Genomic DNA, 24465 nt, shown 5'->3' with positions numbered 1-24465 from the left:
GTGCACACGAGGGGCGGGGCTCAAGAAAGGGCGGGATAGGTTAATACAGGAGGGCTACGGAGAAAATCGTCACCTGGCAGTCAATCCACCTCTAACACCACACAGCGACCCTGGCCTCCTCCCGCCCCGAAGGGCGGGGTTTGTGGCTACCCTTATAAACCGGTGTCTGGCGGCCTCTATGGATCTGAAGAGCTTGTTGTTGCGCGCGCTGTCCATATATAGCCCGTCGCACGGCGAAGCCGAGCTGGCCAGATTCCTCCTCGGCGTCGTTAGGGAGATAGCCGACGAGGCTTGGATAGACGGAGCGGGCAACGTGGTGGCGGTGAGAGGCAAGGGGGCGCCCGTCACGTGGCTCCACGCCCACATGGACACGGTCGTAGGGCCCCTCGAGGTGAGGGATGAGGGCGACGTAGTGAGGGGTAGAGGCGCCGTCGACGACAAGGGCCCCCTAGTTGCGTACGTCGGGGCGTTCGCGTCGGCGAAGCCCTCCGGCACCTTAGTACTCGCCTTGGTGACCGCCGAGGAGGACGACAGCGCGGGCACGGAGGAGCTCCTCAGAGGCGGGCCTCCCAGGCCGGACTACGTCTACGTCGGGGAGCCCACCGACCTGCACGTGGCGTACGCCTACAGAGGCGGCGGGAAGGTGGAGCTGAGGCTGAGCACCAAGGGAGGCCACGCCTCCAGCCCTATCTACGGCAATCCCTTCGAGGAGCTGTACGCCGTATATGTAAAGGCCAAGGAGGCGCTCGGGCACGGGGAGAGATACGAGGACTTCACCGTGACGCCGACGGTAGTGAGGTGCGGCGACGCCCCGAACAAGGTGCCTGTGGAGTGCGTCGCTGTGCTGGACGTCAGAATACCGCCGGGCCACAACTGCGCCGAGCTCGAGGAACGCCTTAAGGGGCTCCCCGCCCGCGTAAGATCCTGCGTAGACCCGGCGGAGGCGAGCCCCACGAACCCCGCCGCGAGGGCCTTGGTGAGGGGCCTGCTGAAGATCGGCGTCGAGCCCAAGCTCAGCAGAAAGTACGGCACCGCCGACTTCAACCTGTTGATCTCGCTGACCAAGAACATAGCGGCGTTCGGCCCCGGCGATCCCAAACTGGCCCACACAGAGGAGGAGGCGGTGAGCGTCAGAGACGTAGAGGCGGCGGCGAGGGCCTTGAGGCATGCGGTGGAGGAGCTAGGGCGTTGGGGATCCAAGGGCCAGTAGCCCCGCGATCGCCACGACGACGCCCACAGCCATTACGGACACCATGCCCACCGGCATTGAGCCGAAGATGCCGACTAGCAGAGGCGCCCAGCCGCCTATCAGTAGCCCCCAGTTGTAGGCCACGCCGAGGCCAGTCGCCCTCTTCTCGACGCCGAACCTCCGCACGAGCACTAAGGGCACGAGCCCCATGGCGAAGTTCTCGAGGAAAGCCAAAGCCACGAGCGAGGCCGCCGAGGGGTTGAACATGAGGGCGTACGGCGCAAAGGCGAGGGCGGCCGCAAGGCTCCCGACGAAGACGGCTCTATACCCCACCACCAAGGCGAGCACGCCCCCGAGGAATACAGAGATCACAGCCGCGGCGGTCGACGCCGTCATCACAAACGGCGTGAGCTCGGCAAGGCCCACGTATTTGAGATATTGGGAATATATCAGATAGGTGGAGTAGTATGTCAAGAAAAGCCCGGTCGTCATGGCTATAGCCTTGGCCAAGTCGGCCGAGCTCTCCAGGAAGAGAGCCGCGAGGGGGTTGCGCCTGGGCCTCCTCCACAGTGGGGACTCCACAGATCTCCGCCTAAGCATGAAGGCGAGGACCGCCGCCAGCGCGCCTGTCGCTACGTATATCCTCCAGCCGAAGGCCGCAAACGCTGAGCCCATGGAGGCCGACATCGCCGAGTAAACCAAGCTGGCGGCCAACGCGCCTAGGGGATAGCCCGTCTGGGCGAAGGCAGACGATATCTCGCCTCTCCAGCCGCTCCACTCCATGATCATGGAGGTGCCGGGGCCCCACTCGCCGCCAAGGAACACGCCTTGGAGAGCGCGGAGGACCAAGACAGCTATCGGCGCCGCCGCTCCCGCCGATTCGTACGGCGGCATGAGCGCGATGGCCAGGCCCGAGAGGGAGTAGCCGAGGGTAGTCGCCATAAGCCCGACCCTCCTGCCAGCCCAATCCCCGACGTAGCCCATCACGACAGAGCCTAGAGGGCGCATGACTAGAGTGGCCACCAACGTCGAGAGGCCGCCTAGGTAGCTGTACGGCCCGGGGAAGAAGAGAGATCCGAGGAGCGGCAGTATCGGGACGACGAGGAGCGCGTCGTAGCCGTCCATGACCCAGCCGAGGTAGGCGGAGGCTATGGCGATAGACCTCTCTCTAGCCATGACGTAGGCCCCGCACATGTTTTTATAGACTCCACGCGCCTTTCGTGTCAGCTTTTATGGATATACGCGAGGTGCGGGATCGGGCAGAGCGGGTCGTCGCCCCACATATCGCCTGTGAGGTAGTACGCCCTCGCCCTATCGCCGCCTTTGCAGTACTGCTTGAACTTACAGGCGCCGCATTTGGGGCCTCTGAGGTACCTCTCCGTGTTCACGAAGGGCTCCACGGCCTCGGGCCGGAGGATCTCGCGGAGCCTCCTCTCCCTCACGTTGCCCAGCTTGTAGAAGTCGAGGAACTGGCAGGGGTACACGTCCCCGTTGGGGTATATAGACACCATCTTCCTGCCGCACCCCCCAGCCGCCTCGACGAACTTCAGATACTCCTCCGAGCCTCCTCCCAAGAACTCAGCTATGTATATCCCGTCGTAGGGCGCCAGCGTCGTCTCGATCTCTATCTTGCCGGCGTACCTCCTGGCGTATTCTATTAACGAGTTGATGAAGACGACGTACTGCTCCGGCGTGTAGTACCACCCCCTATCCATCTTCTGGGCCCTTCCCGCCGCAGAGAGGTGGTAGAAGGTTATTCTCCTGACGCCGAGAGATACGGCGAAGTCTATGTACCTCGGAGCCTCCTCTATGTTCTTCGCCGTGACCGTGAAGCGGAGGCCCACGTCCAGCCCGGCCTCCACCGCGTTCTTGATGCCGGCGAGCGTCGCGGCGAAGGCGCCCTTGACGCCCCTAAACGCGTCGTGGTACCCCTCGTCTACTGAGTCCAGGCTTATCCCAACGTAGTAGAACCCCAAGTCCTTCAACCTCCTCGCGACCTCCCTAGTTATCAAGGTGCCGTTGGTTGACAACACGAGCTTTATCCCCTTGCTCCCTGCGTAGGCCGCCACGTCGAATAGGTCCTCCCTAAGGAGGGGCTCCCCGCCCGAGAATATGACCATGGGCACCCCGACCTCCGCCATCTGGTCCACCACGTCCATGGCCTCCTGCGTCGTCAGCTCGCCGGGATCTCTAGGCCCCGCGTCGACGTAGCAGTGCAGGCACTTGAGGTTGCAACGCCTGGTTATGTTCCAAGTAACCGCCGGCCTCAACGGCGCCGCGAAGTCGCTGGGCCTCCCAACGCCGTACCTCCCCTTTATCTTGAAAGAGGTGGTGCCGACGCCGGCCACCATCACGCTTATGGGTATCACGAATTGTTTTTATTTCCGGTTTAAATCGATGCGTGTTGGAGGTCGTCGCCTTCGTCCCCGCCAAGGTGGGCATCTGCAGGACTTGCGACGAGGTCGCCAAGGCCTTCAAGATAGATCTGACCGAGGACCTCCTCGAAGAGCCCCAAGACGATCTGGCCGCGTTGATGGCGGCCCTAGGCATGCTCGGCGACGTCCCCGTCAGGTTCACCAGCCCGATCTCTCTAAGAGGTCTCTATCTGATGATCAAGCATAGGTCGGGCAGAGTCCCGCTCGTAATAGTTAACGGCAGGCTGATCCACAGCGGGCCTGTGAGGAACCCGAGGTCGTTGGCTGAAAGGATTAAATTGTCCCTCGGAAAGTAGACAGTGGCCGATCTATTCTCGGAGGACGAGAGAGTCCTCGCACTACAACGGAAGCTGTCCCCGTTAGGCTCCGCGAAAGACGTGGTGGACGTGAGCGTCGGATACGCGTTGAGGTGGTGGACAGACCATATGAGGGGGAAGGGGGGCAGACGCGCCGATGTGCTTTTCAAGATCCTGCTGGCAAGCGGGCGCGTAGACGCCAAGGGGAATCCGCGGGGGAGCGTGAAGATACCTGCGCTGAGCTCCCCCCTCGGGGTCCAGTACGTCGAGTTCCACGAGGCCGTGACGAGGTCGCTGGAGAGGCTCGACGAGGTCGCAGATCTCTTGAGGATCTCCGCGGTCACGTCCCAGTGGTACCGCCTCTTCATCGACGCCTACGTAGACGTGTTGGGCAAGGCAGTAGCCGGCAAGTTGCTTGCGCCGTATATAGGCGAGGTGTTCCCGGCAGTCGAGGGGCTGATCGGCTTGGGCGTATACGTATACAGCTACGACAAGAGCAGGGAGGCGGCGGAGGACGCCGCCGAGGCGGGCCTCCCCTACGTCGAGATAGCGCCGGACGGCTGCTACGCCGTCAGGGCGGTCTACGACGCTGTCGCGTTGGTGGACGGCCTCCACTGGTCCTCCAACCCCTACAAGGAGTTGAGGTGTCTTGCCGACAGGCTCAAGCCCGGCGGCAAGCTGGTCGTGGGCAACGTCGACGCGTCTTCGTTGCCCTCCATAGCCGCGGTGTTTCTGTGGAGCGGCGCCGCCAATTTCTTCACGTCGGGCTCGATCGAGGATCTGCTGTCGTCGGCCGGCTTCACGCGGGCGAGGCTCTATCTGAAGACGCCGTACTACCTCGCCGTGTGGGAGAAGGCCTAGTGGCAACGGCTGTACTTTAAATACCGCAAGATCTCGAGCGGCGCCCCGCTACCCCTGAGCTTCACGGAGATGGTCCTATCGGTCTCTGGGCAGTAGACCTCCACGATCAGCACGTCGCTCTTCTTCAGCAAGCCCTCCCGGCCCACTCTGTACAGCCCCTTGTGGCCGCCGAACTCGACCGGAGACCCCTCGCGGCTCAATCTGTCGCCGGGCCGCACCCTGATCTCCAGCTCGTAGAACTTAGAGCCGGCCTTGACGAAGTGCTTCACCTCGCCGTCTCTCACCCACTTGGCCCCGTCTCTCGTCACGTGGGAGAAGACGTCGGACGCCATGGGCATCACCACCACTTTCCAGTCGGGCGGAGCCGCCAACACCACGAAGTTGTAGACGCCGAGGATGCTGTTGCCCACCGCTATGGTGTGCCAGGAGTAGTCCTCAGTGGACATCGACCTCCGAGATCTCCTCCATGACGTCTCTATCCTTCATGATCTCCCTCTTGAAGTCGTAGAGGTCGCCGACGAAATACGGCAGAAGCCTCAAGGCATAGTACGTCGAGAGGAGGGGCACCCCCACGAACTCCCCGAAGACTAAGAACTCCGTTACCGTCAACAGCTGTCTGTGGGCCTTCGCGGTCTCCCTGTAGAGGTCCAGGAGGAAGGCGCCGAAGAGGAAGTCGCGTATGGCCTGCCCCAGCCTCATTTGACCAGCTCCTTGACGAACTGCCTCAGCCTATCAAGCCCTACTATGTCCTCGGGGAACAGCCTAACTCTGCTCAAGACAAGGCCGCCGAAGTACTGGTCTATCAACGCGAGGTTTCTGGCCTGCTCCTCGCCCTTCGACTTCAGGAAGCCGGTCTTATCCCTCTCCATCTCCTCCGGCGGTATCACCATGTTGACCACGACCCCGCCTATGGGTATCTCGTAGGCCTTGACCATGTCGATGAACCTCTTCACCACAGATATGGACAGAACGGTCGGTATCGTGACGAAGACGAACCTGGTCTGTTGTGGATCCCTCAGAATCTCCCTGACCTTGGCGTACCGCTCCTGTAGAGAGATGAGGTCGTTCAACACCGGGTCCTTCTTTATCTCCTCGAGGACCTTCTCCTTGCGGAACGACAGCTGGTACTTCAGAGACAGGGCCTCCTGCCTCATCTTTATAGTCCTCTGGAGCCACAGCCCGTAGAGCTTGGAGAGGCCTATCAGCCTAACCGCGTTGGCAACGGCGGCCATATCGAATATTATGCGCGAGTAGTTCCGCCCTTCGTTGAGCACCACGTCCATCATCTTGTCGAAGGCGGCGGCCTCGTGGAAGGACGGGTTAGTCGTCGCTATCTCCACCAGCGGCCTGGTATCCACCGGGAGCTCCGCCCACTTGAATATCTCCCTCAGCAACGAGGCCACCCTCTCCTTATACTTCTCGACGACGTCGCCTATCTCGACCTCGACGGCGTAGAGGTTGTCCACACCGGCCACAGGCTTTATAGCGCCCCCGCTCAGGTTTTGGCCGAACAACGACGAGAGGGAGTGAACTGGGTTGAAGCTGGCCAGCAAGGTCCTCTCGCCCCTCTCGGCGTAGTAGAGCGCCACCGCCGCCGAGACCACCGTCTTCCCGACGCCTCCCTTGCCGCCGAAGAAGAAGTACTTGGTCTTTGTATCCAGGAGCGCCTTCATACGTACTCCTCGATGGATCTGCTCGGCGACCACAGCTCCCTGGCGACCAACGACAGCGCCTCAAGCCCCTTGGGCTCTCTGTTCAGCATAGGCACAACCGACACGACCAAGTCGCCGAACTTCTTCCTTATCTCGTCCATGTACTTCCTCTGCTCCTCCACCCTGTTCCTTATGTACTCGGGCGTGTCGGGGTTCTTGGCGAGCTCCGGCGGATAGACCTGGTTCACCACAATGCCCGTCACCTCGAGCCCCAGAGAGGAGAACATCTCGATGGCCTTCTCGGTGTCCAGTATGCTCATCCTCTCGGGCGTGACGACGACCATCAACGCGGCCGTCTCCCTATCCGTTATTATGTTGCGGAAGGCCACTATCCTGTCCCTAATGTACTGGAGCTCCTTGAGGATCTCGTCCTCGTATGTCAGCTTGGCCCGCTTCAGCGAGGCGGCGACTCTGCCGTACTCGTACGCCTGTTTCCTCAGCTCCGTTATCTTCTCGACCCACTGGCTCAACACGTCGGCCATGGCTATCATCCTAATCCCGTGTCCAAAGGGGGGCATGTCGAAGATGTAGTAGTCGTATTTGCCCTCGGCGACGACGTCCACCATGGCGTCGTAGACGGCGCTCTCGTACATGGCCGGCTCGGCCGCGGCGCTGTCTATGTACTCCTCCAGGTCGGGCGGAAGCTTATCCAGCCTATACATGTCTATTATCTTCTTCTTTATAGAGGCCACGTACTCGTTTATCCTCTTGTCCGCGTCTATCTCGAGGACGTAGAGGTTTTCGGCTATCTTCACCTCGCCCTTGCCGAAGACGTCCCGCTCGAACACGTCGCTGAGCGAGGCCTGGGGGTCTGTGCTGAAGACGAGCACCTTCTTGTTCTGGGACAGCAACAGGGACGTCGCGGCGCTGAGCGTCGTCTTGCCGAGGCCTCCCTTGCCGGCGTAGATTAGGACTTTGAGCCTCGGCTTCCTCTCGAGGAGCCCCTTGAGGCCTATCATGCTATCCTGTCGGTTACGTCCCTCTCCCTCAACATGTACATCTTCCAGGTCTGTATGTTGGGGTACATGTAGGGCAGAAGCCTAAGGGAGTAGTACGGCGGGAGTAGAGGTATGCCCAACATATCGCCGAGGGTGATTATCATGAAGAGGTTGTCTATCTGCGCCTTTATGCGGAGTATGGACGTGGCTTGTCCGTGGACGGCCATCCCCTCTATGACCTCCTTAATTCTGCTTAGAATTCCCATGAGAAAAAGGGTGTAGGTGTTTATAAAGATGACTATTTGCCGGCAGACGCCTCTTTCCTATATTTAATCCAACCTGAAATTAAGTAGTATGTCATTATAATTCCGAGGACCAAGAGCAACGCGCCGAAGGCCGCCGAGATGAAGTTGGAGACGCTCACCACCCAGTTGCCGTAAAGTATGGCGGCCGCTATCTGGACCCCTATTGGCTTGTTGAGCCAGGCGTAGAGGCCGTAGACGTACGTCTCCCAGGCGAGTGCGGCGAGGGTCGTTATCGCCATGAAGATGCCGGGCACGAAGACGTACGCAGAGGGCCTTTTCTGGCTCGTCAAGAATATGGCCACCAGCAAGAGCGCGAGCCCTGCCAACAGCTGGTTGGTGCCTCCGAAGAATATCCAAAGGTTTGTCCAAGAGCCTACGAAGGCCAAGAAACCGGCGATCACGAGTATTATCAACGTCGAGATGTACTTGTTGCCGAGAGGAGAGCCCTCGAAGAGGTCCGCCATAACCATTCTGAACACCCTCACGAAGAGCATGGACGTAATTAGGCCCATGACGGTGATGAAGATGCCGTATAGTATGCTCATAAAGACCGGCGGCACGTGCAATAGGCTTGTGGTCAGCTTCGTGGCGCCCTGGACGTAAGCCGCCGCGCCGGCCGGCGGAGCCGCAAGAGCCATTATGGCAGCTATGGAGGAGAGGGCCACCGCGCCCTCAGTCATCATAGCGCCGCCGCCGACCGGAAGCGCGTCGGTCTCGTACTCAAGTTGCTTCGAGGTGAGGCCCGAGGAGATTAAGCTGTGCCAGCCCGATATCGCGCCGCAAGCTATCGTTACGAAGAGTATCGGCCATATGGGGCCTCCCTGCGGATTGGCTAGCGGATCTACGTAGAGGGCCTTCATGGGGGTCTGCTGTATCGTTATGCCCGTGAGCGGCGTGGCTATTGCGGCTATTAGGACCAGGACCAGCGCTATTATAGACGGGAGGTACCCGACGTAGACTGTGGGCAGTAGGAACTTGGGCATTACAGTGACGGCCGCCACGAAGTATATTATCGACAGGATTACGAGCCAGAAGAGCACCGTCATGGTGCCCGGCCAAGTGAGGGTCTCGGGCTTCGCTCCGCCTATAGATGGGAACTTGGAGAGGTAGGCCGGGCTGTCCAGGAAGTTGGTGGGCGGGTTGCGCACCGCCGGCACAAAGGTCACGGTGAAGTACCCGACGAGGACTATCAACAAGGCTATTAAGGTCGCCTTCAACACGTCCATCCTCATCCTGAAGACCATCTGCCCGAAGAGGACGCCGCCAAGCAAGACGAACAACACCGCAGTGAAGGTGCCGGGGACTCTGTTCAAGACGTCGATGATCACCCACTCGAACACGGCGGTGATTATTATCAAGTAGAATATTAGATACACCAGGAGTATGGTCCTGGCCCTTCCGCCCAACAGCTTGTACGTTATGGGGCCCATCGACCGCCCCTCGCTTCTGATAGACATCATCATGGCCGAGTAGTCTTGTACCCAGCCGATGAACATATTGCCGAAGATGACCCAGAGCAACGCCGGGATCCAGCCGTAGAAGAGCACAGCCGTAAGCGGGCCCACTATTGGGCCGAGCGCCGCCACGGACTTGAACTGGTATCCGAACAGCACGTATTTAGAGACGGGGAAGTACTCGACGCCGTCGAAGTACATCTTGGCCGGGGTCGGCCTGTTGGGGTCGGCGTTCCAGATCTTGCGGTCTATGTATTTGGAGTAGGTCATATAAGTAATAAAATATAGTACCAACCCTGCCAATATATAGGGGGCCGGCGTGTCGAAGAAGCCCATATAGCAATTCCTAATCCTATTTTTAAGCATTACTTCTTTATATATTTCTCTAAAATCTCAATGATAGTTTTCGATATTTGTATAGCGGAAGTGCAGTTGTCGGAGGCTATATATATTTGGAGCGGGGGGCCTCCGCCCACCACGATCCTCGCCACGCCGAGCCTCGCGCAGGCCTCGGCCAGCTCGGCGACAAGCGCCTTGGGGTACGACCGCCCGACCACGTAGCATCTGCCGACTCTCTCAGCTGGGCCGAGAGCCCCCTTGCTCGACATGTCGAGTTGCCAAGGCAGACGGACGCCGAGGTCTACCTTCACCACCGCGACGGGCTTCCGCCGGGCTAGAAGGCTCGCGGCTAGGTTAAACGGATTGTCCCAGGGAAGCCTCTGCACGAAGACCCCGACGTACTTAGCCCATTCGCACTCCATCTCGGCCAGATAGGAGGTGCCGGTGGCGAGGTAGCGGTGCGCCTTGCACGGACCGCAACTCCTTGCGGCCTTCGCGTTGATCCGGCGTCCGATGACCGTGGCGAGGCTGTACCAGGCCCCGATGAATACGGCGAGAAGGATCACAATTGTCGGCAGATCCATAAAAAACGGGCTGTCTTTAATTATATGAGGCTCATCTCGGCGAAGTTCTCGCGGGAGGGCTTGTTCGTGGACGGCAAGAAGGTCCCCGAGGGCTTCTCCCCGATAGAGCTGTTGGCCGCCGCGGTGGCTTACGGCGTCGGGTCTAAGTATATGGACGCCGGCCTCGGCGAGTACGAGGTCGAGTGCCTAGTGGAGGGCGACGAGGTGCGCTGTAGGGGGAGGTGCGCGGGCGTCGAGGAGCGCTGTCTCGTGTTCAGGCTCTTGAGGAGGGCGGTCGCCTTCGAATGCGTCTAGAAAGGCCTCAGAGGCGCCGGCCTGGGTATCTGCGGCGGGATTGCGGTGTGCCATATGAGGTATGAGGCGAGGGCGGTTATCAACGTCGCCAGCAACACGGCGGCGAGGGCCCTCAATAGGCCTACGCCCGTCAACGCCGATATCGCTCCGAGGGCCAGCAAAACGCCTAGGAGAAACGCCGCGGGGACGGCGAGGAGGAGAAGTGGAGGGAATACGGCGGCCAACACGACGGATACGAATAGGCCGGCCGCCGCGCCCAGCACGAAGAGTATAGGCGCCAGCACCGCGGCGAGGAGGACCAGGAGGGGGTTCACCGGCCTGCCCTTGAGCAGAGTGAGGGAGCCCCAGAGCGCGAGGAGCCACAAGAGGGCCCAGACGGCTAGACCGAGCATAGAGCCGTCTAGCATAGAGCTAACGCGCCCGGTCAGTATTTTTAGGCGCGGCCACCGAGTCCCTAGCGGAAGGACTCATCACGGCACTACCCTAGCCCCTATATGTGTCAAATATTCTTTAGCCTCTTCGTAGACGTCGTCGAGGACGAAGGCGAGGTGGTTGCCGAGCCCGGCCTCGTATATGTCCTTGGCCGAGCCCGCCAAGAGCTTGAAGCCCACTTGGCTGTTGCAAGCCTCCACTCTATCGGCCTCGACCGTGACGGCTTTGAGCAGTAGGGCCTTCTTGAGATCTGCCGAGACTCTCAACAAGGTGGCCGCGGCTCCCGACGGGAACTTGGCCCTTATAGCCGCAGGGGCCTTGGTGAGCATCCTCCCCACGATGGAGTACTCCTCCGCCATCATGGGCGGGGCCCCGTCGTGGGTCAAGACCAATAGGTCGCCCTCGGCCACGTTGACGTTGCCCATCCAGGCAGGCCCGCCCGAGAGGCGCGACAACACATACATGGAGTACAACGCCCTCAGATCGCCCTCGCAGGCCGCGGGGACGCCCATCTGGTTCAGAAGAGCCAGCGAGATGCAGGGGGTCCAGCCCAGCCTGCGCACTGCCTCCCTGTCGAAACACCAACAGCCGAGGGTCAGCCCGTCCCACCCCCTCTTTTTCGCCAGCTCCGCCAGCCTCTTGGCGTATGCGGCCATGGGCGCGAGCTGGACGTCGGAGAACTCGCTGGAGCTGGCGCCGGCCGCGAGCCTCCTGGCGTCCTCCAGGCCGGATCTTGCGTCGAGCCCCGAGAGGCTCTCCTCTAGGGGGATCTGGTCGACCGTCACCAACGTCATGTTGCTGGAGACCAGCCAGGGGTTGGGCGCGCCCACTAGGCCGAAGCGGGGGGTGCCCGACTTAATGAGGTCGATAAGCCTCAACGCTCTGACGACTCTCTCGTCGAGCCGTTGGTCCGGCCCCGACATCGTTATCACCTTGGCGTACCTCCCCGAGTCCCTCAAGGCGGCGGACGCCTCCAGCGCCGAGGGCAACGAGTTGTAGTGGGGCCACGCCAGTATCACGTTGTACTGCCTCGCCGACGCCAAGATCTCGTTCTCGGCTCCTCCAGTCACTACAACTATTATAGCTACGTCGGAGTCGGGCCTCAGCGATAGGCCTAGGCCGGCCAACTGCGTCTTGAAATCCTCGTAGTAGGACCTCCTGACGTCTTCGGCCACGTCGCGGGAGGCGGCCACGGCTAGGAATACCTCCACGGTATCCGTCGTAGGCGGGAATAAAAAGGTTTAGATCCGCTACAAGAACGAAACGTATACTAGATAACCAGTCGCGGCGATGCCGATAGCCCACACGTATATATCGGCTCCCTTCCTCACGCGCAGAGCCCATAGAGAGAACCCGGCGATGGCGTGTAGAGAGCCGGCTATCGTCAATAACATGGGCAATAGGTCTAGGTGTAGCCTTGCGCAGACGGCGTACGGTATAGGGAAGGCGTAGGGCTTGGCCGCACAGTAGCCAGTCAGCACCGCCATTAATCCCAAGGCGGCCAGCAGAGCCGACGTGAGGTCTGTCAACGCTAGGTAGATGAGATTTTTATTGAGCCCCATATATATCTGTGAACAGGAGAAATATCTTGATGCTGGTGCTGTTAAGCCCGTTGTATAGGCTGATAGCCTCCCTCGTAGTAGCCGCTGGGGCTCTAGGCGCCTTGTCGCTAACTGCGGCGGGGGTCCGGAAGGGCGGAGGCGCCGGCAAGGCGGCTGTCGGCGAGATCTTCCTGCCGATCCCCAGCCTGAGCGGGGCCATGTCGGTCGAGGAGGCCTTGTCGAGGAGGAGGTCGGTGAGGAAGTATCTGAAAAGCCCCATAACTCTGTCGGAGCTGTCCCAGATCTTGTGGGCCGCCTACGGCATATCTGAGACCAAATGGGGCTTGAGGACCGCGCCCAGCGCAGGCGCCATATATCCGCTGAACGTCTACGTCGTCGTCGGCGAGGGAGGAGTATTGGGGGACGGAGGCGCGCTCGGGGCGGGCGTGTACAGATATCTGCCGCACAGACACTCGATAATCCTCCTCAAAGGCGGGGATGTGAGGAGGGGGCTGTACGAGGCGGCCCTGCGCCAGATCTGGGTCCTCGAGGCCCCCGTCTCCTTGGTCGTGACGGCCCAATACGAGAAGACGGCGAGGGTGTACGGCGAGAGGGGCCGGGTGAGGTACGTGCACATGGATCTCGGCCATCTGGGCCAGAACGTCTACCTCCAGGCCACGGCTCTGGGGCTGGGGACCGTGGCGGTGGGGGCTTTCGACGACGACGGGGTGAGGGAGGTTCTGGGGCTCCCCGACGGGGAGACCCCGCTGTATATAATGCCTGTGGGGAGAGTCGCGAGGCTGTACCGGATCAGCCGGGAGGAGCTCGCCGAGTACTACTCAAGGAACAGATCTATCCCCCTCGCCCCATAGGCCCAGATCCCTTAGGAAATACGGCGCGAGGTAGAGAGAGGACGCGAAGACTGCGAGGGCCGAGAGGAGGAAGGACAAATTAGGCGAAATCGAGTACAGATATCCGCCCACGAGGCCGCCCACCACGGAGCCTAGATATTCCAAGGCCAGAGAGGCGCCCATGGCCCTTCCTCTGCTCGTCTGCGCGACTCTGTCCCCTATAACGGCGCGCCTCACGGCGACCACCATCTCGGAGCCGACCCCCGAGGTGAGGGCGGCGAGAGCCACGGCGACTTTGTGCCTCCACAAACCCGCCGTCATGAAGCCGGCCGCGGTGAGCATGAGCCCAGAGAACATGGCGGTGGCTCTAGGAGCTCTGTCTATGACTGGCGTCATCACTAGGCCGAAGGCCATGGCTATGCCCGTCGCGGCGCTCTGGATAGCCCCCCAGGCGGCGTTGTCGAGGCCGAGCACCTCCGTCGCGTAGAGGACGCCGAACCTCTGCAGAGGCACCGCCGCCGCGTTGACTATAAGCCCGAGCACGAGCACGTATATCACGAGCCCGTCCAGAGCCCCCAAGCCCTTCCAGAAGGCGAGCGACTGGGCGACCATCTTGGGCACGTCCCTCGGGGGGATCTCGCGCACGGGCACGGTCTCCCTCAAGGCCCTCATCCTGAAGAGGGCCACCGCGGCCGACACGGCGCCGGAGATTAGGAACGATATCCTCATGCCGGCGGGCCCCATAACGTCAAGCAGATATCCCCCCACTGGCGGCAGGAAGAGCCACGGCACTTGGGGCAATATGGCGGTCAGCATCATGCCGCCGCCCCTCCGCTCGGGAGGGAGCGAGTCCAAGAGTATGGCCGTCAGCGCCGGCTGGTAGAAGTGCATGGCCGAGTCGACCACGTAAACCGCGACGAACATGCGCCAGTCCGTCACTGCGGCGTACAGAAACTGCGTGGCCGTTATCCCCCAAGTGCCTATTATTATGGACCTGCGCCTGCCTATGACGTCGGTCAAGACGCCGCCGGGCAACACCGCGAGCATGTTGGCCAACGAGCCGAGGGCCGTCGCCACGCCTATATCCACGTCGGAGGCGCCCAGCAGATGCATATACATCGAGAGGTAGGGGAACGTCAGAGCCGACGATATGGCGAACAGGAACCAGGAGATTATCATGACGCCGACGTTTCCCCTCAGCCAGCTCATGGCCGCTAACGGCCGCCGTTCATGACCTCCGCCGTCCGCCTGACCAGATCCTCGACTTGGCAGACGCCGTCGGCGCATATGCCCACGGCCGTGGCCGCCCTCTCGGCGTAGAAGGCGTAGGCGTCCGTATCTCTGGGGAACTCCTCCCTCCTGGGGCCCCAACGCCAGTAGAACTCCTCCCCTCTGGGGTCCACGAACTTGTAGAGCCTCTCGGCGTAGAGGCCCACGGCCAGCGACCGCGGGCTGGCCAGCTTCCCGCTCCAGCCCTCCGGCACGTTGACGGAGACGGCAAGCAAGCCGTCGCGGCGGTATCCGTCCAGCGCCTCCACAAACGCCGAGAGCAGAGACAAGGCCTTGCCTAGATCCGCGCCCGGCTCCATAGACACGGCGAGGCCCGCGCGGCCGAGAACCCCCGCCTGGATCGCCGCGGCGACCGTCCCGCTCCCGTAGGTCGACTCGAAGCCTATGTTCTCGCCTATGTTGACGCCGCTCACGACCAGCTCGGCGTCGGGCGCTATGAGGTTCAGCGCCAGGAACACAGCGTCTGTGGGGAACCCGTTGACCAAGTAATATCCGCCGACCTTCCTAGCCCTCAGCGGCTTGTGGTAGGTCCTCGCGAGGCCTGTGGCGCTCCTCTGCCTCTCGGGCACCACCACTACTACAGCGTGGCCTCTCTCCTCGAGGGCCTTCACCAGAGGCTCGAGGACCGGGGTGTGCGGACCGTCGTCGTTCGTGACTACTATCTTCACAAGGCGCCTCTCCCCACCCCTATTTCTCCATTACGCCATTATAGTTATTAACCGAGCCGCACCGACGGTAGTGTTCAAGGCGAGGATAAGGGGGATCTTCGCCACCGCGTTGACGAAGCTGGCGCTGGACTGGGGGTTCTCCATAGTACAGCCCACGGAGGCCATAGCGGAGAGGTTCGGGCTGGCGCCTGATCTAAGCCCTCCCGACGTGACCGTCAAGGACCACGAGAGCAGGTCGGGCGTCGTCGTGTTGGGCCGTTGCGATGCGGCCGACGCCCTCGTCGGCCGGTTGAGGGAGGAGCTGGACCCCTTCGTGGCCAAGGCCAAAGACGGCGTCAAGGAGGTATTCGTCGGGGTTCCCTACGAGGAGGGGGGCAGGCGCTACGTCAAGACGCCGGGCGGCGGGGTGGCCGAGATACCGGGCAGATATGTGGTGTACCCCTCGCCGAGGCTTTTCACGGTCTTGAGGCCGCCCATAGGGCCTAGGCGAGGCGTGGCCGTGCCGGAGCTCTTTGTGGCCGGCCGCTACCTCGAGCTGGACACCGTAGGCGGGGTCAAGTACAGCCGGTTCATAGGCCCCGAGGACAGGCTGAGGCTCGGCATTTTGGCAGACGGCAAGCTGAGGCGGCTCGCGCAAGGCCTCGGCGTGAGGTTCAAGTCGTCGGCGCGTTTCGCCAGCGAGGACGCCCTCCTGGAGGAGGCCAGAGCCCTCTACGAGGAGCTCGTGAGGCTGTCTTCGGGGAGCTGGAGGGAGGGGGAGGTCGTGAGGCAGGGCGACTGCCTCTACGTCGTGTTGTTCGACTCAGAGGCCAAGAGGCGGCTCGACGAGGCCAGGTCGTCGGTCGCGCCGACTATTAGAGGCCACCACGCCTTGAGGGCTCAGGGGCTGGGGAAGTGCCTCGACCTGCTGGACTACGCCGGCGCCGACGTGTACGAGCGGGCCGCCGAGTATCTGGCGAGGGGCGACGTCGCGATACTCCACGTGAAGCCTTGGGGCGACGTGATAGCCATGCGCGGCAAGTCGCTCGGCTTCAAGAACGGCGTTTTGGTCGTGCGGAGGGAGTTGAGGCCCGGCGGCGTGTTGGACGGGATAGGGGTCAGGATAGAGAGGGGGTTCTACGCCTTGACTTGCGTTGCGCCCGGCTCGACCTACGTGGTCCACAGCTACTACGACGCGTCTGGGAAGCTCGTCGGCTCCTACATAAACATAAACAGCCCGGCCGAGATAGGCCGTAGGGTGATCTACGTGGATCTGCTCGTGGACAAGGCCGTATCCGCAGAAGGCGAGCGGGTCCTAGACCTCGAGGAGGCCGCGGCGTACTCCGAGTACTTCCCCCGCCGATACAGAAACCCCGAGAGGCTGATCCCAGAGGGCAAGCTCGTCTGCACGGAGGACGGGATAGGGCGGGAGGCCCCCGACCGTAGTTGAAAGCCGCTACGCAAAATTTTTCGGACGCACTGTAGGCGGACGCCGTGAGGCCCATCGTCGTAGGCCGGATATCTAGAGAACAGGCCGAGGCCTTGAGGAGGCTCGGCTTCTCCGTTTTAGACGGCTCGGTCGAGCCGGAGAGGCTAAAGGGCTCCTTTGTGCTTGTGGTCGGCGACGAGGCCTTGGCCAAACGCCTGGGCGTTGCCCATATGAGCGTTGAGGAGCTCGAGGCCTTTCTGAAATTCGCCGAGTCGGAGCCTCCGGCCTAGAGGGCCGAGCCGTGTTTTAAGGACTCGCCGGAGTCCACGACCAGCGTCTGGCCGGTTATAGTCGGTATCTTAATCAGGGCGACCACGGCCTCAGCCACGTCCTCGGGCGAGACGAGGCGCCCCAGCAGGGTGTACCTCTTGGCGTATTCCGCCTCGTCGAGGCCTAGGAGGGCCAGGAGGCTGTCCCCCATCTTTGTCCTCACCACGCCTGGAGCCACCGCGTTGACGCGTATCTTGGGCGCGAGCTCTACGGCGAGCGCCTTAGTCAGATTTATCACCGCGGCCTTCATGGCGCTGTATATGGACAGCCCGTAGAAAGGCGCAATGCCGGCGATCGAGGCCACGTTCACTATGACGCCGCCGTCCCGCATAGCCCTCGCCGCCTCCTGCGAGCAGTAGACCACGGACTTGAAGGTGACCTCTATCTGCTTCTCCACGAGCTTCTCGTCGGCGTCGAGGAAGCGCGAGTAGAGGCCGAGGCCGGCGTTGTTGACCAACACGTCGAGCCCGCCGAAGAGGCCCAACGCCTCGCCGACGAGCCGCCTACACCCCTCGCGCGTCGCCACGTCGGCCACGACAACGGCGCCGTCGCCCCCCGCCTGCCTCACCAGCCTCAAGGTCTCCTCGGCCTCCTCCCTCCCCCGCTTGGCGTTAACGATAACCTTGTACCCGTCGCGCGCCAGCCTGACCGCTACCGCCCTCCCTATGCCGCGGCCGGATCCCGTGACTATGGCAACTCCCATGGAGAAAAGAGGGGGGTTACCGAGGGACGTCCGTGACGTCGAAGGAGAGCTCGCCCCACTCCCGCGTCCTCGCCTTTATCTCTATCTTGTGGGGCCCGCTCCCGAGCGTAAGCCCCTTGAGAACTACCGTAACCTCGTCTCTGACCGAGAACTTATAGCCTTGCTGCTCCAGCTGGGCCGCCGGGTATCTGCCCGAGGACGTGACCACCTCGATCTTGTCCTTGGGAACGGCGGCGTCGTCCACCGATATCCTCAAGTCGACTATGGTGGCAGGCGCCAGCATGTTCCTCAGCTTGAACTCAGCGCCGTCGGGGCCGTTCCTCAGACTTCCCTGGACGTACAGTTGCCTCAGAACGGAGGCCGGAAGCATATAGCCTTAGGAAAATCGATTTATATCAATATCCTCCGACTCCCGTGCGGGTTTCCTACGACAAGTTGAGGAGGTACGTCGAGTCTACGCCGGGCTACGCCGTGAGGGAAATCGGCGACTCGGTAGAGCTCTACTTCGCCACGCCGTCCATGGACGAGGCCGCGGGGATAGGCGAGGGCGGCGAGGGCAGACAGATCGTGATAAGGGGGATCAAAAGGGGCGACTACGTCGAGTTCACCAAGGCATACGTCAAGGCCGGCGACAGAGAGGAGCCGATAGACTTGAGGGATCTCGAGCTCTGGATCCAGTACATAGAGAATTTTTAACCTAAGTAATAATTAACGACCCCCGAGGCGGGGCATATGGGCGGCCGCCACCTAGGCGGCTGCGGCCGCGACGTTTCTAGGTTCTGCTTCTGCCTCAATGCGGTCGAAAAATAGTAAAAAATTTTATTTTAGCCAAACGTGGACCCACATGGCTTGGAGGAGGCCGGAGGTGGAGGTCGTTAGGGACTACCTCGTCTTGATGAAGCCTAAGGTCATCTGGCTTTTAATCCTATCGTCGCTGATAGGCTACGTCGTGGCGGCATCGCCGAACATCTCTTGGGCGAAGATCGCCGAGCTCGCCGTAGTGGGCCTCCTCTCCACCGGCGGCTCTGCGGCCTTCAACCAGTACTGGGAGAGAGACATAGACGCGAAGATGGGCAGGACGTCGGGGAGGCCTCTGCCCAGCGGCAGGCTGAGGCCCGGCGCCGCGCTGGCCTATTCCCTAGCCCTATCGCTCTCCGGCCTAGCCCTATCCTGGATCTGGCTGGGACCGTCGGCCACGGCCGCCGTGGCGGCGGGCTGGCTGTTCTACTCGGTGGTGTATACGATACTGCTCAAGAGGAGGCATTGGTCCAACATACTCTGGGGCGGCTTTGCGGGGAACGCCGCTTATCTCTCCGGCTGGCTCGCAACGAGGCCCATGACCCTAGAGGCCTTCCTCGAGTCCATGGCGATATACGTGTGGATCCCGGCCCACATATGGTCCCTCGCCTACGTCTACCGCGACGAGTACAGAGAGGCGGGGGTGCCTATGCTGACCGCCGTGCTGCCCGAGGACAGGGCCGTGTCTCTCATCGCGGCTCTCGACGCGGCCTCGGCCGCGTACATGTGGGCGTTGGCCTACGCCTTCAACGGGCTCCTAGGGGCGGCGGTCATGGCGCCCGTCGCCGTCGCGGCGTTGATGCTCGGCATATCGGCGCTCCGCGAGAGGAGCGATAGGGCGTTCTGGCGCGTTTTCAAGATAAGTAGCCCTCTGTTGACCTTCTTCTTCATAGCTCTGTTGGTATAACAAGTGGTCTGAGGCGGCATGTTTATAAGGACGGGCGTGGAGAGGTCTATGGTCGACGCGTTCGTGTTTATAAATACCGACATAGGCGCCGAGGACGAGATCCTCGACGTGTTGTCCAAGATGCCGGAGGTAAAGGAGGCCATGATAGTCTACGGGCCCTACGACCTAGTGGTGCGGATCTCCACGGACACCACGGAGAATCTGCGGAAGATAGTCTCCGACAAGATAAGGAAAATACCCAAGATCAGGAGCACGACGACCTTGATAATAGCCAAGTCCATAATTAAATAGCTTCCCCTTTTTCAAGACCGGCGCGTCGACGGCGGGGCAAACTATTTATAGTGTTGGTGGTGGCGCCTCGTGCCGACCTTCAAGGTAGTGGTGTCGGACCCCATGAGCGGAAAGGCGATTCAGCTGGAGGTGAAGGACCCGGCCGCCCAGAGGTTTATAGGGCTGAAGATAGGCGACTACGTCGACGCCTCCATCTTGCCCGATTTGAAGGCGCCGCAAGGCGCCAGGCTGTTGATAACAGGCGGTAGCGGCATAGAGGGCGCGCCGATGTTGCCGGGCGTGCCCGGGCAGGTGAAGAAATACGCCATACTCTCCGGAGGGCCCGGCTACAAGCCAAGGAAGGAGGGCGAGCGCAAGAAGAAGCTAGTGAGGGGCAACACAATATCGGACCAAATAGTGCAGATAAACACCGTGTTGGTCTACCCCGAGGGCTATAGGGGGCCGCCGGCCATAGCCGTCGGCGTCAAGGAGGCGGCCAGGCTGACCGGCCAACAACAAGCCGAGGGGCAACAGTCCTAGAGGAGCCTCGGCAGGAGCATTATAACGAAGGACACCACGGGGACAGTTACGTTGTCGTCCACAGGCGGCCACTCGAAGTGCTCCACCACGCTGGCCACGGCGCCGGCAAGGGCCCCGATAGGCCCTGCGTATACGTAGCCTATGGGTATAGAGACGGCCGCCATGGCTAGGTTCCCCCACCACGACTTGGTCCTCCTCCCGAACAACGCGTTCCTGACTATGCCCGTGGCGGCGTCGCCGAAGGCCATGAAGGAGATAGCCGCTATGCCTATGTTGAGATCCCCGAGCACTGCCCAGGTCAAGAAGACTATCAGAGCCCAGGACAGCGTGAAGTGGATCTCGTAAGCGTTGTCGGGCGTCTGGAACCAGTACATCAGCCTCCCGGCCCTCCTGGGTATGTACAGAAAGACGCTCAGCAGAAGGGCCATGGCCACGGGGATCGCCCAGCTTGAGAACAACGGGAGGGAGACCGCCACGAGGCCGCCGGCCAGTATATGTATTATCTTCCGGTTGAAGTAGACCGCGCGCGTGGGCGCCATGCCCCGGGCAGTCCAGCGCTCGTAGAGCTTCCTCGTGAGGTAGGCCGAGAGGAAGAGGATCCAGACTAGGAAGACCGCGGCGTAGGCCAGATCGGAGGCGGACACCATGGCATGTCCCACTCCCGAATATTTTAGTCTTCTGTCGAACCTACTTGCGCCAGTTCTTGCGGATCTGGGCGTATTCGTCCAAGGCCTCGCGCTCGTCGCCCCTCAGATATTGTCTGTACTGCAGAAGCCACTGCTTGAGGTGGTCCTCTGGCACGTAGACGTACAGGAAATCGCCCTCCTTTATCTGGCGCCCCACCATAACGTCTCCCGCTATGGAGATGGCCACCTCGTCCCCCACCTTCGCCTCTTGGACCGGGGCGCCGTGGCTCTGTATCTGCTGTATTTTGCCCACCTCCCTCCCGTCTTGCCTCACGAGGAGGTAGCCCGGCTTTATGGTGCCCTTGACCACCCTCACGCCGACTATGACAGGGTCCCTCCTCCTGAAGACATAGCCCGGGAGGAGCTGCACGACGCCGGGCCTGACCAGCTGGGACAGAGCGGCCTCCAATGCCTTGGCCTTCAGCTCGTTGGCCCACCTAAGGTACTCGTCCACCACCTTGTAGAGTATCTCGCCCCTCACTATCTTGACCCCGCTGGACTGCGCCTCCTTCTCCACCTCGGGCGGGACCCTCACGTTGAAGGCCAATATGGCGCCGTACGCCGGGTCCCTCCTCCTCGACAGCGCGGCCTCCACGACGTCTTTGTGGCTGGGCGGCCCCACGTCGGCTCTCCTGACGGGTATGTTCGACTGCCTCAAGAAGAGGACCATGCTCTCCAGCGTGCCGAAGGTGTCGGCCTTCGCCACGACGCCCTCCTTGTCGGACTCTATCTTGACCGCGGCGATCTCCTCGCCGACTGCCTTCACGGCCTCCTCCAGAGAGCCCTCTACGGCGACTATGGGAGCCCCCGGCACCACGCCCTCCAGCCCCTCGCCCACTATCCTCACGCCCACGGCCGCCCTAACCTCGTCCACGTACTTGTATCTGTCCTCGGGATCCCTCATCTCGTCTAGGGGCTTCGGCACTATCAACATTTTGACCTTGGCCGTAATGGGCCCCTGCAGGCCAGCGGTCACCACCGTGTCGCCCCTCCGCAGAACCCCGTCGTATATTATCACGTCGGCGACAGTCCCCAGACCCCTCTCCTCCTTCACCTCCATGACGACCCCCCTGGCGGGGCCGTCCCGCACCGTCAGCCTCTCCTTGGACACGAAACGTTGCGACACTCCCGCCAGCACCAACAACAGGTCGGCCACGCCCTCGCCAGTCACAGCGCTGGTAGGGACTATGGGCACCTGCGTCGCGAAGTCCCTCACCCTGTCGTAGCGGTCGGCCTCTATCCCGAGCCTCGAGAGCTGGTCTATCAGCCTGCCTATCTGCTCCTCGAGCTGGGCCACGGCGTGCCACTCCTGCCTCTCCACCGCGAAGAGAAACGGCCTATTCTCCTCCGACTGCCACCCGTATATCCTGTCCAGCTTGTTTGCGGCTATGACGAACGGGACCCCCCTGGCCCTAATGAGGTTGAGGGACTCTAGGCCCTGCTCCTCGAGGCCCGAGGTTATGTCGACCACGAGGACCGCGACGTCGGCCACCGAGCCGCCGCGCTTCCTGAGGTTGGAGAACGCCGCGTGGCCCGGGGTGTCTATGAAGAGGAAGCCGGGTATCCATATCCTCCCCCGGAGCCTCAGGCGGTCCACCAGAGGGCCGGCGAACCTCTCCACCGCGCCCCACGGCACGAACGACATGCCTATGTGTTGAGTGATCATGCCGGGCTCCCTATAGGCCACGGCGGTTCCCCTGATCTTGTCGAGGAGGAGCGTCTTCCCCACATCCACGTGGCCCACGACGACGGCTATCGGCGAACGTATGCCGGCCATGGCGACTACCCCGCCTATCTATAAATTTATACCTCGGACGGCGGCCGGAGCCGCGCCAGCAGACAAGCCGACATCCGAGGCAACGCGGCCCGAGGTAGACGCGTTCTAGATACCCGCTGGCGCGGATTCCGGCAGAGCCTACGCGAAGACGGGCCTTTAGGCCTCCAGCACGCCCGGCGCGTCTTAACGCAAGGATCGTATATCCTGCTCTGGCGGGGCGGGCCGCGAGCGACCTCTTATGGAGCGGACAAGTGGCGTTGCTCAGTAGCGACTACGGAGTAGTTAACAGCACCCCAACGCGTCAGCCCGCCGTCATAGATGTTCCGGACGTCTTCAACTACGGCCCGTTCGGCACGCCCTACACCCTATACGTCTACTACGCGGGCTACACGACACCGTACAGGACCATAGAGTACGGCCCGTCGTCGGCCTGGATGAGCATAGTAGCCTACTACACCCCCTGCACTTAGGGAAAACCTGTTTTTCTCTCCTCGATCCCTTTCTTTTGGCCTACGGCGCCCGGACGGGGCTGTCCATCAGCGGCCGATCGCCGCGTTGTGGACTTGGCGCATGCGTCTGGGCTCGGCGTCTCCGGCCCTCGGCCGACTTGCCGCGGCGGCCGTCCTAGGCGGGAGGCGTAGCGCCTATTCTGGGCAGTGTGGAGAGGCACTCCTCCTCCACGGGGCCCAGCCTCGACGGGACGATTATCACCGCGGGCGGAGGGAGCCGCGACTCCGCCAGCTCGGCGAGGGTGCCCGCCGCGGCGCCGCCTCCCGGCCAGCCGAGCTTGTAGGCCACGGCCACGAGCCTGTCGCCCACGAAGACCCTCTGCCCTCGCGCCTCTCCAGCTCGAGGAGGATCCGGGCGGCCTCCGACGGCGTCATGAACCCCCCGTCGTCTCTTATGTCGAGGAGGAGGAGCGTGTGGAGGCCTCTGGAGAGGTTCTGTTCGGCCAGCTCGTAGGGCCTCGTCGAGTAGACCCCCATCCTGGGGTATGTCACCGTGGCCACGCCGCCCAGCTTGTATATGGAGAGGCACGCCGCCGACATGGCGGCGCATATGGCCGAGACGCCGGGCACCACGACCACCTCGTACCCCTTCCGCCTCAAGGAGGCCACGAGCGCCGCGTGGGCCGTAGCCGCCAGGGGGTCGCCGGGCACTAACAGCGCCGCGTTCCTCCCGGCCCTGAGGCACTCCTCCACGGCGGCCCCCCCTCTGTCCTCCAGCTCCTTCCTGTCCAGAGGTCTCGCCGCGATGCCGAGCGCCGCGAAGTCGAAGTAGCTGGTGTAGACGTCGGCGAAGACGCAGTCTGAGTCCCCCAGCGCGCGCCTCGCCTCCTCGGTCATGTAGGCGGGCGAGAGGCCCAGCCCCACTAAGTAGAGCCGCGCCATCGCCCCGCGACCAGGACCTTGGTCTCCACGACCGCCGCCGTCTCCCCGCGCTGGTTTTTGACCTCGTGGCGGAGGTGCACGACGCCCCCTCTGTACTTCTCCGAAGGCCTCTTGTCCACAACCTCGGTCTCTACGTATATTGTGTCTCCTATCTTGACGGGCTTGAGGAAACGCGCCGAGGCCTCGAGGAGGGCTATGACAGTGCCGTAGAGGTACTGCGCGAAGAGGCCGAGCGCGAGCGAGGCCGTGAGCATGCCGTGGGCTATCCTCTCGCCGAATATCGTCGACTTGGCGAATTCCCCATCGACGTGGAGCGGGTTCCAGTCGCCCGTGAGCCACGCGAACGCCGACACGTGGGCCTCAGTCACCGTAACTCCGTGAGACCTAAACCGGGCCCCCACCTCGAAGTCCTCAAACGCGAGACCCATAGGCCAGACCACAGATATATTTTAAGCCGACGCCTCGC

32 protein-coding genes are annotated in these 24465 nt (G+C 62.0%); 12 read left to right on the top strand and 20 right to left on the bottom strand.

The features are described from left to right. Window positions 1–178 precede the first annotated feature (178 nt). The gene (locus TUZN_RS06155; protein WP_013680092.1) at window positions 179–1210 is read left to right on the top strand and encodes a M20/M25/M40 family metallo-hydrolase; all 1032 of its coding nucleotides are present in this window, start codon (window positions 179–181) and stop codon (window positions 1208–1210) included. Here TUZN_RS06155 and TUZN_RS06150 read toward each other — a convergent pair. After that, window positions 1181–2365: an MFS transporter gene (locus TUZN_RS06150; protein WP_237698197.1), complete on the bottom strand. Its 1185-nt coding sequence runs from the start codon at window positions 2363–2365 to the stop codon at window positions 1181–1183. The genes TUZN_RS06155 and TUZN_RS06150 overlap by 30 nt on opposite strands. A 47-nt stretch (window positions 2366–2412) precedes the next feature. Continuing rightward, window positions 2413–3558, bottom strand: coding sequence for a radical SAM/SPASM domain-containing protein (locus TUZN_RS06145; protein WP_013680090.1), 1146 nt, complete (start codon window positions 3556–3558; stop codon window positions 2413–2415). Between the two features lie 32 nt (window positions 3559–3590). Here TUZN_RS06145 and TUZN_RS06140 point away from each other — a divergent pair, with 32 nt between their 5' ends. Together TUZN_RS06140 and TUZN_RS06135 are read left to right on the top strand one after the other, a co-directional pair. Next, entirely contained in the window at window positions 3591–3920 is a 330-nt protein-coding gene (locus TUZN_RS06140) for a hypothetical protein (RefSeq protein WP_013680089.1), read from the top strand. Window positions 3921–3923: 3 nt separating this feature from the next. Beyond that, a complete protein-coding gene (locus tag TUZN_RS06135) occupies window positions 3924–4781 on the top strand; it encodes a methyltransferase domain-containing protein (RefSeq protein ID WP_013680088.1) in 858 nt (285 codons plus the stop codon). Here TUZN_RS06135 and TUZN_RS06130 read toward each other — a convergent pair. The 7 genes from TUZN_RS06130 to TUZN_RS06100 are packed head-to-tail and all read right to left on the bottom strand — an operon-like array spanning window position 4778 to window position 10113. After that, window positions 4778–5227, bottom strand: coding sequence for a hypothetical protein (locus TUZN_RS06130; RefSeq protein ID WP_013680087.1), 450 nt, complete (start codon window positions 5225–5227; stop codon window positions 4778–4780). The genes TUZN_RS06135 and TUZN_RS06130 overlap by 4 nt on opposite strands. After that, entirely contained in the window at window positions 5217–5480 is a 264-nt protein-coding gene (locus tag TUZN_RS06125) for a DUF7990 family protein (protein ID WP_013680086.1), read from the bottom strand. The genes TUZN_RS06130 and TUZN_RS06125 overlap by 11 nt, the downstream gene beginning before the upstream one ends. Beyond that, window positions 5477–6454 (bottom strand): ArsA family ATPase, encoded by a 978-nt coding sequence (locus TUZN_RS06120; RefSeq protein WP_013680085.1) that lies wholly within the window; start codon window positions 6452–6454, stop codon window positions 5477–5479. Before TUZN_RS06120 ends, TUZN_RS06125 begins: the two co-directional genes overlap by 4 nt. Then, on the bottom strand, window positions 6451–7452 hold the full coding sequence (locus tag TUZN_RS06115) for an ArsA family ATPase (RefSeq protein WP_013680084.1): 1002 nt from the start codon (window positions 7450–7452) through the stop codon (window positions 6451–6453). The genes TUZN_RS06120 and TUZN_RS06115 overlap by 4 nt, the downstream gene beginning before the upstream one ends. Continuing rightward, a complete protein-coding gene (locus TUZN_RS06110) occupies window positions 7449–7697 on the bottom strand; it encodes a DUF7990 family protein (protein WP_013680083.1) in 249 nt (82 codons plus the stop codon). The genes TUZN_RS06115 and TUZN_RS06110 overlap by 4 nt, the downstream gene beginning before the upstream one ends. A gap of 32 nt (window positions 7698–7729) precedes the next feature. Continuing rightward, a complete protein-coding gene (locus TUZN_RS06105; protein ID WP_148678607.1) occupies window positions 7730–9526 on the bottom strand; it encodes a carbon starvation CstA family protein in 1797 nt (598 codons plus the stop codon). A gap of 29 nt (window positions 9527–9555) precedes the next feature. Beyond that, window positions 9556–10113: a hypothetical protein gene (locus TUZN_RS06100; protein ID WP_013680081.1), complete on the bottom strand. Its 558-nt coding sequence runs from the start codon at window positions 10111–10113 to the stop codon at window positions 9556–9558. A 24-nt stretch (window positions 10114–10137) separates the two neighbouring features. Between TUZN_RS06100 and TUZN_RS06095 the strand changes: the two genes are divergently transcribed. Next, the gene (locus tag TUZN_RS06095) at window positions 10138–10407 is read left to right on the top strand and encodes a hypothetical protein (RefSeq protein WP_013680080.1); all 270 of its coding nucleotides are present in this window, start codon (window positions 10138–10140) and stop codon (window positions 10405–10407) included. Here the strand turns inward: TUZN_RS06095 and TUZN_RS06090 are convergent. From TUZN_RS06090 to TUZN_RS06080, 3 genes are all read right to left on the bottom strand, one after another. Beyond that, a complete protein-coding gene (locus TUZN_RS06090) occupies window positions 10404–10799 on the bottom strand; it encodes a hypothetical protein (protein WP_148678606.1) in 396 nt (131 codons plus the stop codon). The genes TUZN_RS06095 and TUZN_RS06090 overlap by 4 nt on opposite strands. 78 nt (window positions 10800–10877) lie before the next feature. Beyond that, a complete protein-coding gene (locus TUZN_RS06085) occupies window positions 10878–12050 on the bottom strand; it encodes a fucose isomerase (protein ID WP_013680078.1) in 1173 nt (390 codons plus the stop codon). A gap of 39 nt (window positions 12051–12089) precedes the next feature. Next, the gene (locus TUZN_RS06080) at window positions 12090–12401 is read right to left on the bottom strand and encodes a hypothetical protein (protein ID WP_013680077.1); all 312 of its coding nucleotides are present in this window, start codon (window positions 12399–12401) and stop codon (window positions 12090–12092) included. An 8-nt stretch (window positions 12402–12409) separates the two neighbouring features. On the opposite strand from TUZN_RS06080, the gene TUZN_RS06075 reads away from it, so the two are divergent. Then, entirely contained in the window at window positions 12410–13252 is an 843-nt protein-coding gene (locus TUZN_RS06075; protein ID WP_013680076.1) for a SagB/ThcOx family dehydrogenase, read from the top strand. Here the strand turns inward: TUZN_RS06075 and TUZN_RS06070 are convergent. Both TUZN_RS06070 and surE read right to left on the bottom strand, forming a co-directional pair. Continuing rightward, the gene (locus tag TUZN_RS06070) at window positions 13220–14440 is read right to left on the bottom strand and encodes an MFS transporter (protein ID WP_013680075.1); all 1221 of its coding nucleotides are present in this window, start codon (window positions 14438–14440) and stop codon (window positions 13220–13222) included. The genes TUZN_RS06075 and TUZN_RS06070 overlap by 33 nt on opposite strands. A 5-nt stretch (window positions 14441–14445) precedes the next feature. Then, window positions 14446–15189 (bottom strand): 5'/3'-nucleotidase SurE, encoded by a 744-nt coding sequence (gene surE, locus TUZN_RS06065; RefSeq protein WP_013680074.1) that lies wholly within the window; start codon window positions 15187–15189, stop codon window positions 14446–14448. Between the two features lie 70 nt (window positions 15190–15259). On the opposite strand from surE, the gene TUZN_RS06060 reads away from it, so the two are divergent. Continuing rightward, window positions 15260–16618 (top strand): ribonuclease FAU-1 family protein, encoded by a 1359-nt coding sequence (locus TUZN_RS06060; RefSeq protein ID WP_013680073.1) that lies wholly within the window; start codon window positions 15260–15262, stop codon window positions 16616–16618. A 44-nt stretch (window positions 16619–16662) separates the two neighbouring features. Then, entirely contained in the window at window positions 16663–16887 is a 225-nt protein-coding gene (locus TUZN_RS06055) for a hypothetical protein (RefSeq protein WP_013680072.1), read from the top strand. Here TUZN_RS06055 and TUZN_RS06050 read toward each other — a convergent pair. Beyond that, complete coding sequence (locus tag TUZN_RS06050) at window positions 16884–17630, bottom strand: SDR family oxidoreductase (RefSeq protein ID WP_013680071.1); 747 nt, start codon at window positions 17628–17630, stop codon at window positions 16884–16886. The genes TUZN_RS06055 and TUZN_RS06050 overlap by 4 nt on opposite strands. 16 nt (window positions 17631–17646) lie before the next feature. Then, a complete protein-coding gene (locus TUZN_RS06045; protein ID WP_013680070.1) occupies window positions 17647–18000 on the bottom strand; it encodes a hypothetical protein in 354 nt (117 codons plus the stop codon). A gap of 44 nt (window positions 18001–18044) precedes the next feature. On the opposite strand from TUZN_RS06045, the gene TUZN_RS06040 reads away from it, so the two are divergent. From TUZN_RS06040 to TUZN_RS06025, 4 genes are all read left to right on the top strand, one after another. After that, the gene (locus tag TUZN_RS06040) at window positions 18045–18326 is read left to right on the top strand and encodes a hypothetical protein (protein WP_013680069.1); all 282 of its coding nucleotides are present in this window, start codon (window positions 18045–18047) and stop codon (window positions 18324–18326) included. Between the two features lie 148 nt (window positions 18327–18474). Next, window positions 18475–19335 (top strand): heme o synthase, encoded by an 861-nt coding sequence (gene cyoE / locus TUZN_RS06035; protein ID WP_052886132.1) that lies wholly within the window; start codon window positions 18475–18477, stop codon window positions 19333–19335. A 48-nt stretch (window positions 19336–19383) separates the two neighbouring features. Beyond that, entirely contained in the window at window positions 19384–19626 is a 243-nt protein-coding gene (locus TUZN_RS06030; RefSeq protein WP_052886131.1) for an Lrp/AsnC family transcriptional regulator, read from the top strand. Between the two features lie 69 nt (window positions 19627–19695). Beyond that, entirely contained in the window at window positions 19696–20145 is a 450-nt protein-coding gene (locus TUZN_RS06025; RefSeq protein WP_013680066.1) for a 30S ribosomal protein S6e, read from the top strand. Here the strand turns inward: TUZN_RS06025 and TUZN_RS06020 are convergent. Then, on the bottom strand, window positions 20142–20792 hold the full coding sequence (locus TUZN_RS06020; protein WP_013680065.1) for a diacylglycerol/polyprenol kinase family protein: 651 nt from the start codon (window positions 20790–20792) through the stop codon (window positions 20142–20144). The two genes, TUZN_RS06025 and TUZN_RS06020, sit on opposite strands and share 4 nt — an antisense overlap. A gap of 40 nt (window positions 20793–20832) precedes the next feature. Next, window positions 20833–22608, bottom strand: coding sequence for a translation initiation factor IF-2 (infB, locus tag TUZN_RS06015; protein WP_013680064.1), 1776 nt, complete (start codon window positions 22606–22608; stop codon window positions 20833–20835). 251 nt (window positions 22609–22859) lie between these two features. Here infB and TUZN_RS06010 point away from each other — a divergent pair, with 251 nt between their 5' ends. Beyond that, window positions 22860–23078 (top strand): hypothetical protein, encoded by a 219-nt coding sequence (locus TUZN_RS06010; RefSeq protein ID WP_013680063.1) that lies wholly within the window; start codon window positions 22860–22862, stop codon window positions 23076–23078. A gap of 237 nt (window positions 23079–23315) precedes the next feature. On the opposite strand, the gene TUZN_RS06005 is transcribed toward TUZN_RS06010, so the two are convergent. Together TUZN_RS06005 and TUZN_RS06000 are read right to left on the bottom strand one after the other, a co-directional pair. Further along, on the bottom strand, window positions 23316–23999 hold the full coding sequence (locus TUZN_RS06005; RefSeq protein WP_013680062.1) for an SAM-dependent methyltransferase: 684 nt from the start codon (window positions 23997–23999) through the stop codon (window positions 23316–23318). After that, entirely contained in the window at window positions 23981–24427 is a 447-nt protein-coding gene (locus tag TUZN_RS06000; RefSeq protein ID WP_052886130.1) for a MaoC/PaaZ C-terminal domain-containing protein, read from the bottom strand. The genes TUZN_RS06005 and TUZN_RS06000 overlap by 19 nt, the downstream gene beginning before the upstream one ends. Window positions 24428–24465: the final 38 nt, after the last annotated feature.

It is taken from the genome of Thermoproteus uzoniensis 768-20, from assembly GCF_000193375.1.
GTDB classification, from domain to species: domain Archaea; phylum Thermoproteota; class Thermoprotei; order Thermoproteales; family Thermoproteaceae; genus Thermoproteus; species Thermoproteus uzoniensis_A.
This window is presented reverse-complemented; position numbering and strand designations above follow the sequence as displayed.

Coding starts and splice junctions, on each gene's coding strand:
- TUZN_RS06155 (WP_013680092.1), top strand. CDS start 179: ATGGATCTGAAGAGCTTGTTGTTGCGCGCGCTGTCCATATATAGCCCG.
- TUZN_RS06150 (WP_237698197.1), bottom strand. CDS start 2,365: ATGGCTAGAGAGAGGTCTATCGCCATAGCCTCCGCCTACCTCGGCTGG.
- TUZN_RS06130 (WP_013680087.1), bottom strand. CDS start 5,227: ATGTCCACTGAGGACTACTCCTGGCACACCATAGCGGTGGGCAACAGC.
- TUZN_RS06125 (WP_013680086.1), bottom strand. CDS start 5,480: ATGAGGCTGGGGCAGGCCATACGCGACTTCCTCTTCGGCGCCTTCCTC.
- TUZN_RS06120 (WP_013680085.1), bottom strand. CDS start 6,454: ATGAAGGCGCTCCTGGATACAAAGACCAAGTACTTCTTCTTCGGCGGC.
- TUZN_RS06115 (WP_013680084.1), bottom strand. CDS start 7,452: ATGATAGGCCTCAAGGGGCTCCTCGAGAGGAAGCCGAGGCTCAAAGTC.
- TUZN_RS06110 (WP_013680083.1), bottom strand. CDS start 7,697: ATGGGAATTCTAAGCAGAATTAAGGAGGTCATAGAGGGGATGGCCGTC.
- TUZN_RS06105 (WP_148678607.1), bottom strand. CDS start 9,526: ATGGGCTTCTTCGACACGCCGGCCCCCTATATATTGGCAGGGTTGGTA.
- TUZN_RS06100 (WP_013680081.1), bottom strand. CDS start 10,113: ATGGATCTGCCGACAATTGTGATCCTTCTCGCCGTATTCATCGGGGCC.
- TUZN_RS06095 (WP_013680080.1), top strand. CDS start 10,138: ATGAGGCTCATCTCGGCGAAGTTCTCGCGGGAGGGCTTGTTCGTGGAC.
- TUZN_RS06090 (WP_148678606.1), bottom strand. CDS start 10,799: ATGCTCGGTCTAGCCGTCTGGGCCCTCTTGTGGCTCCTCGCGCTCTGG.
- TUZN_RS06080 (WP_013680077.1), bottom strand. CDS start 12,401: ATGGGGCTCAATAAAAATCTCATCTACCTAGCGTTGACAGACCTCACG.
- TUZN_RS06070 (WP_013680075.1), bottom strand. CDS start 14,440: ATGAGCTGGCTGAGGGGAAACGTCGGCGTCATGATAATCTCCTGGTTC.
- TUZN_RS06050 (WP_013680071.1), bottom strand. CDS start 17,630: ATGGGAGTTGCCATAGTCACGGGATCCGGCCGCGGCATAGGGAGGGCG.
- TUZN_RS06045 (WP_013680070.1), bottom strand. CDS start 18,000: ATGCTTCCGGCCTCCGTTCTGAGGCAACTGTACGTCCAGGGAAGTCTG.
- cyoE (WP_052886132.1), top strand. CDS start 18,475: ATGGCTTGGAGGAGGCCGGAGGTGGAGGTCGTTAGGGACTACCTCGTC.
- TUZN_RS06030 (WP_052886131.1), top strand. CDS start 19,384: ATGGTCGACGCGTTCGTGTTTATAAATACCGACATAGGCGCCGAGGAC.
- TUZN_RS06020 (WP_013680065.1), bottom strand. CDS start 20,792: ATGGTGTCCGCCTCCGATCTGGCCTACGCCGCGGTCTTCCTAGTCTGG.
- infB (WP_013680064.1), bottom strand. CDS start 22,608: ATGGCCGGCATACGTTCGCCGATAGCCGTCGTCGTGGGCCACGTGGAT.
- TUZN_RS06005 (WP_013680062.1), bottom strand. CDS start 23,999: ATGGCGCGGCTCTACTTAGTGGGGCTGGGCCTCTCGCCCGCCTACATG.
- TUZN_RS06000 (WP_052886130.1), bottom strand. CDS start 24,427: ATGGGTCTCGCGTTTGAGGACTTCGAGGTGGGGGCCCGGTTTAGGTCT.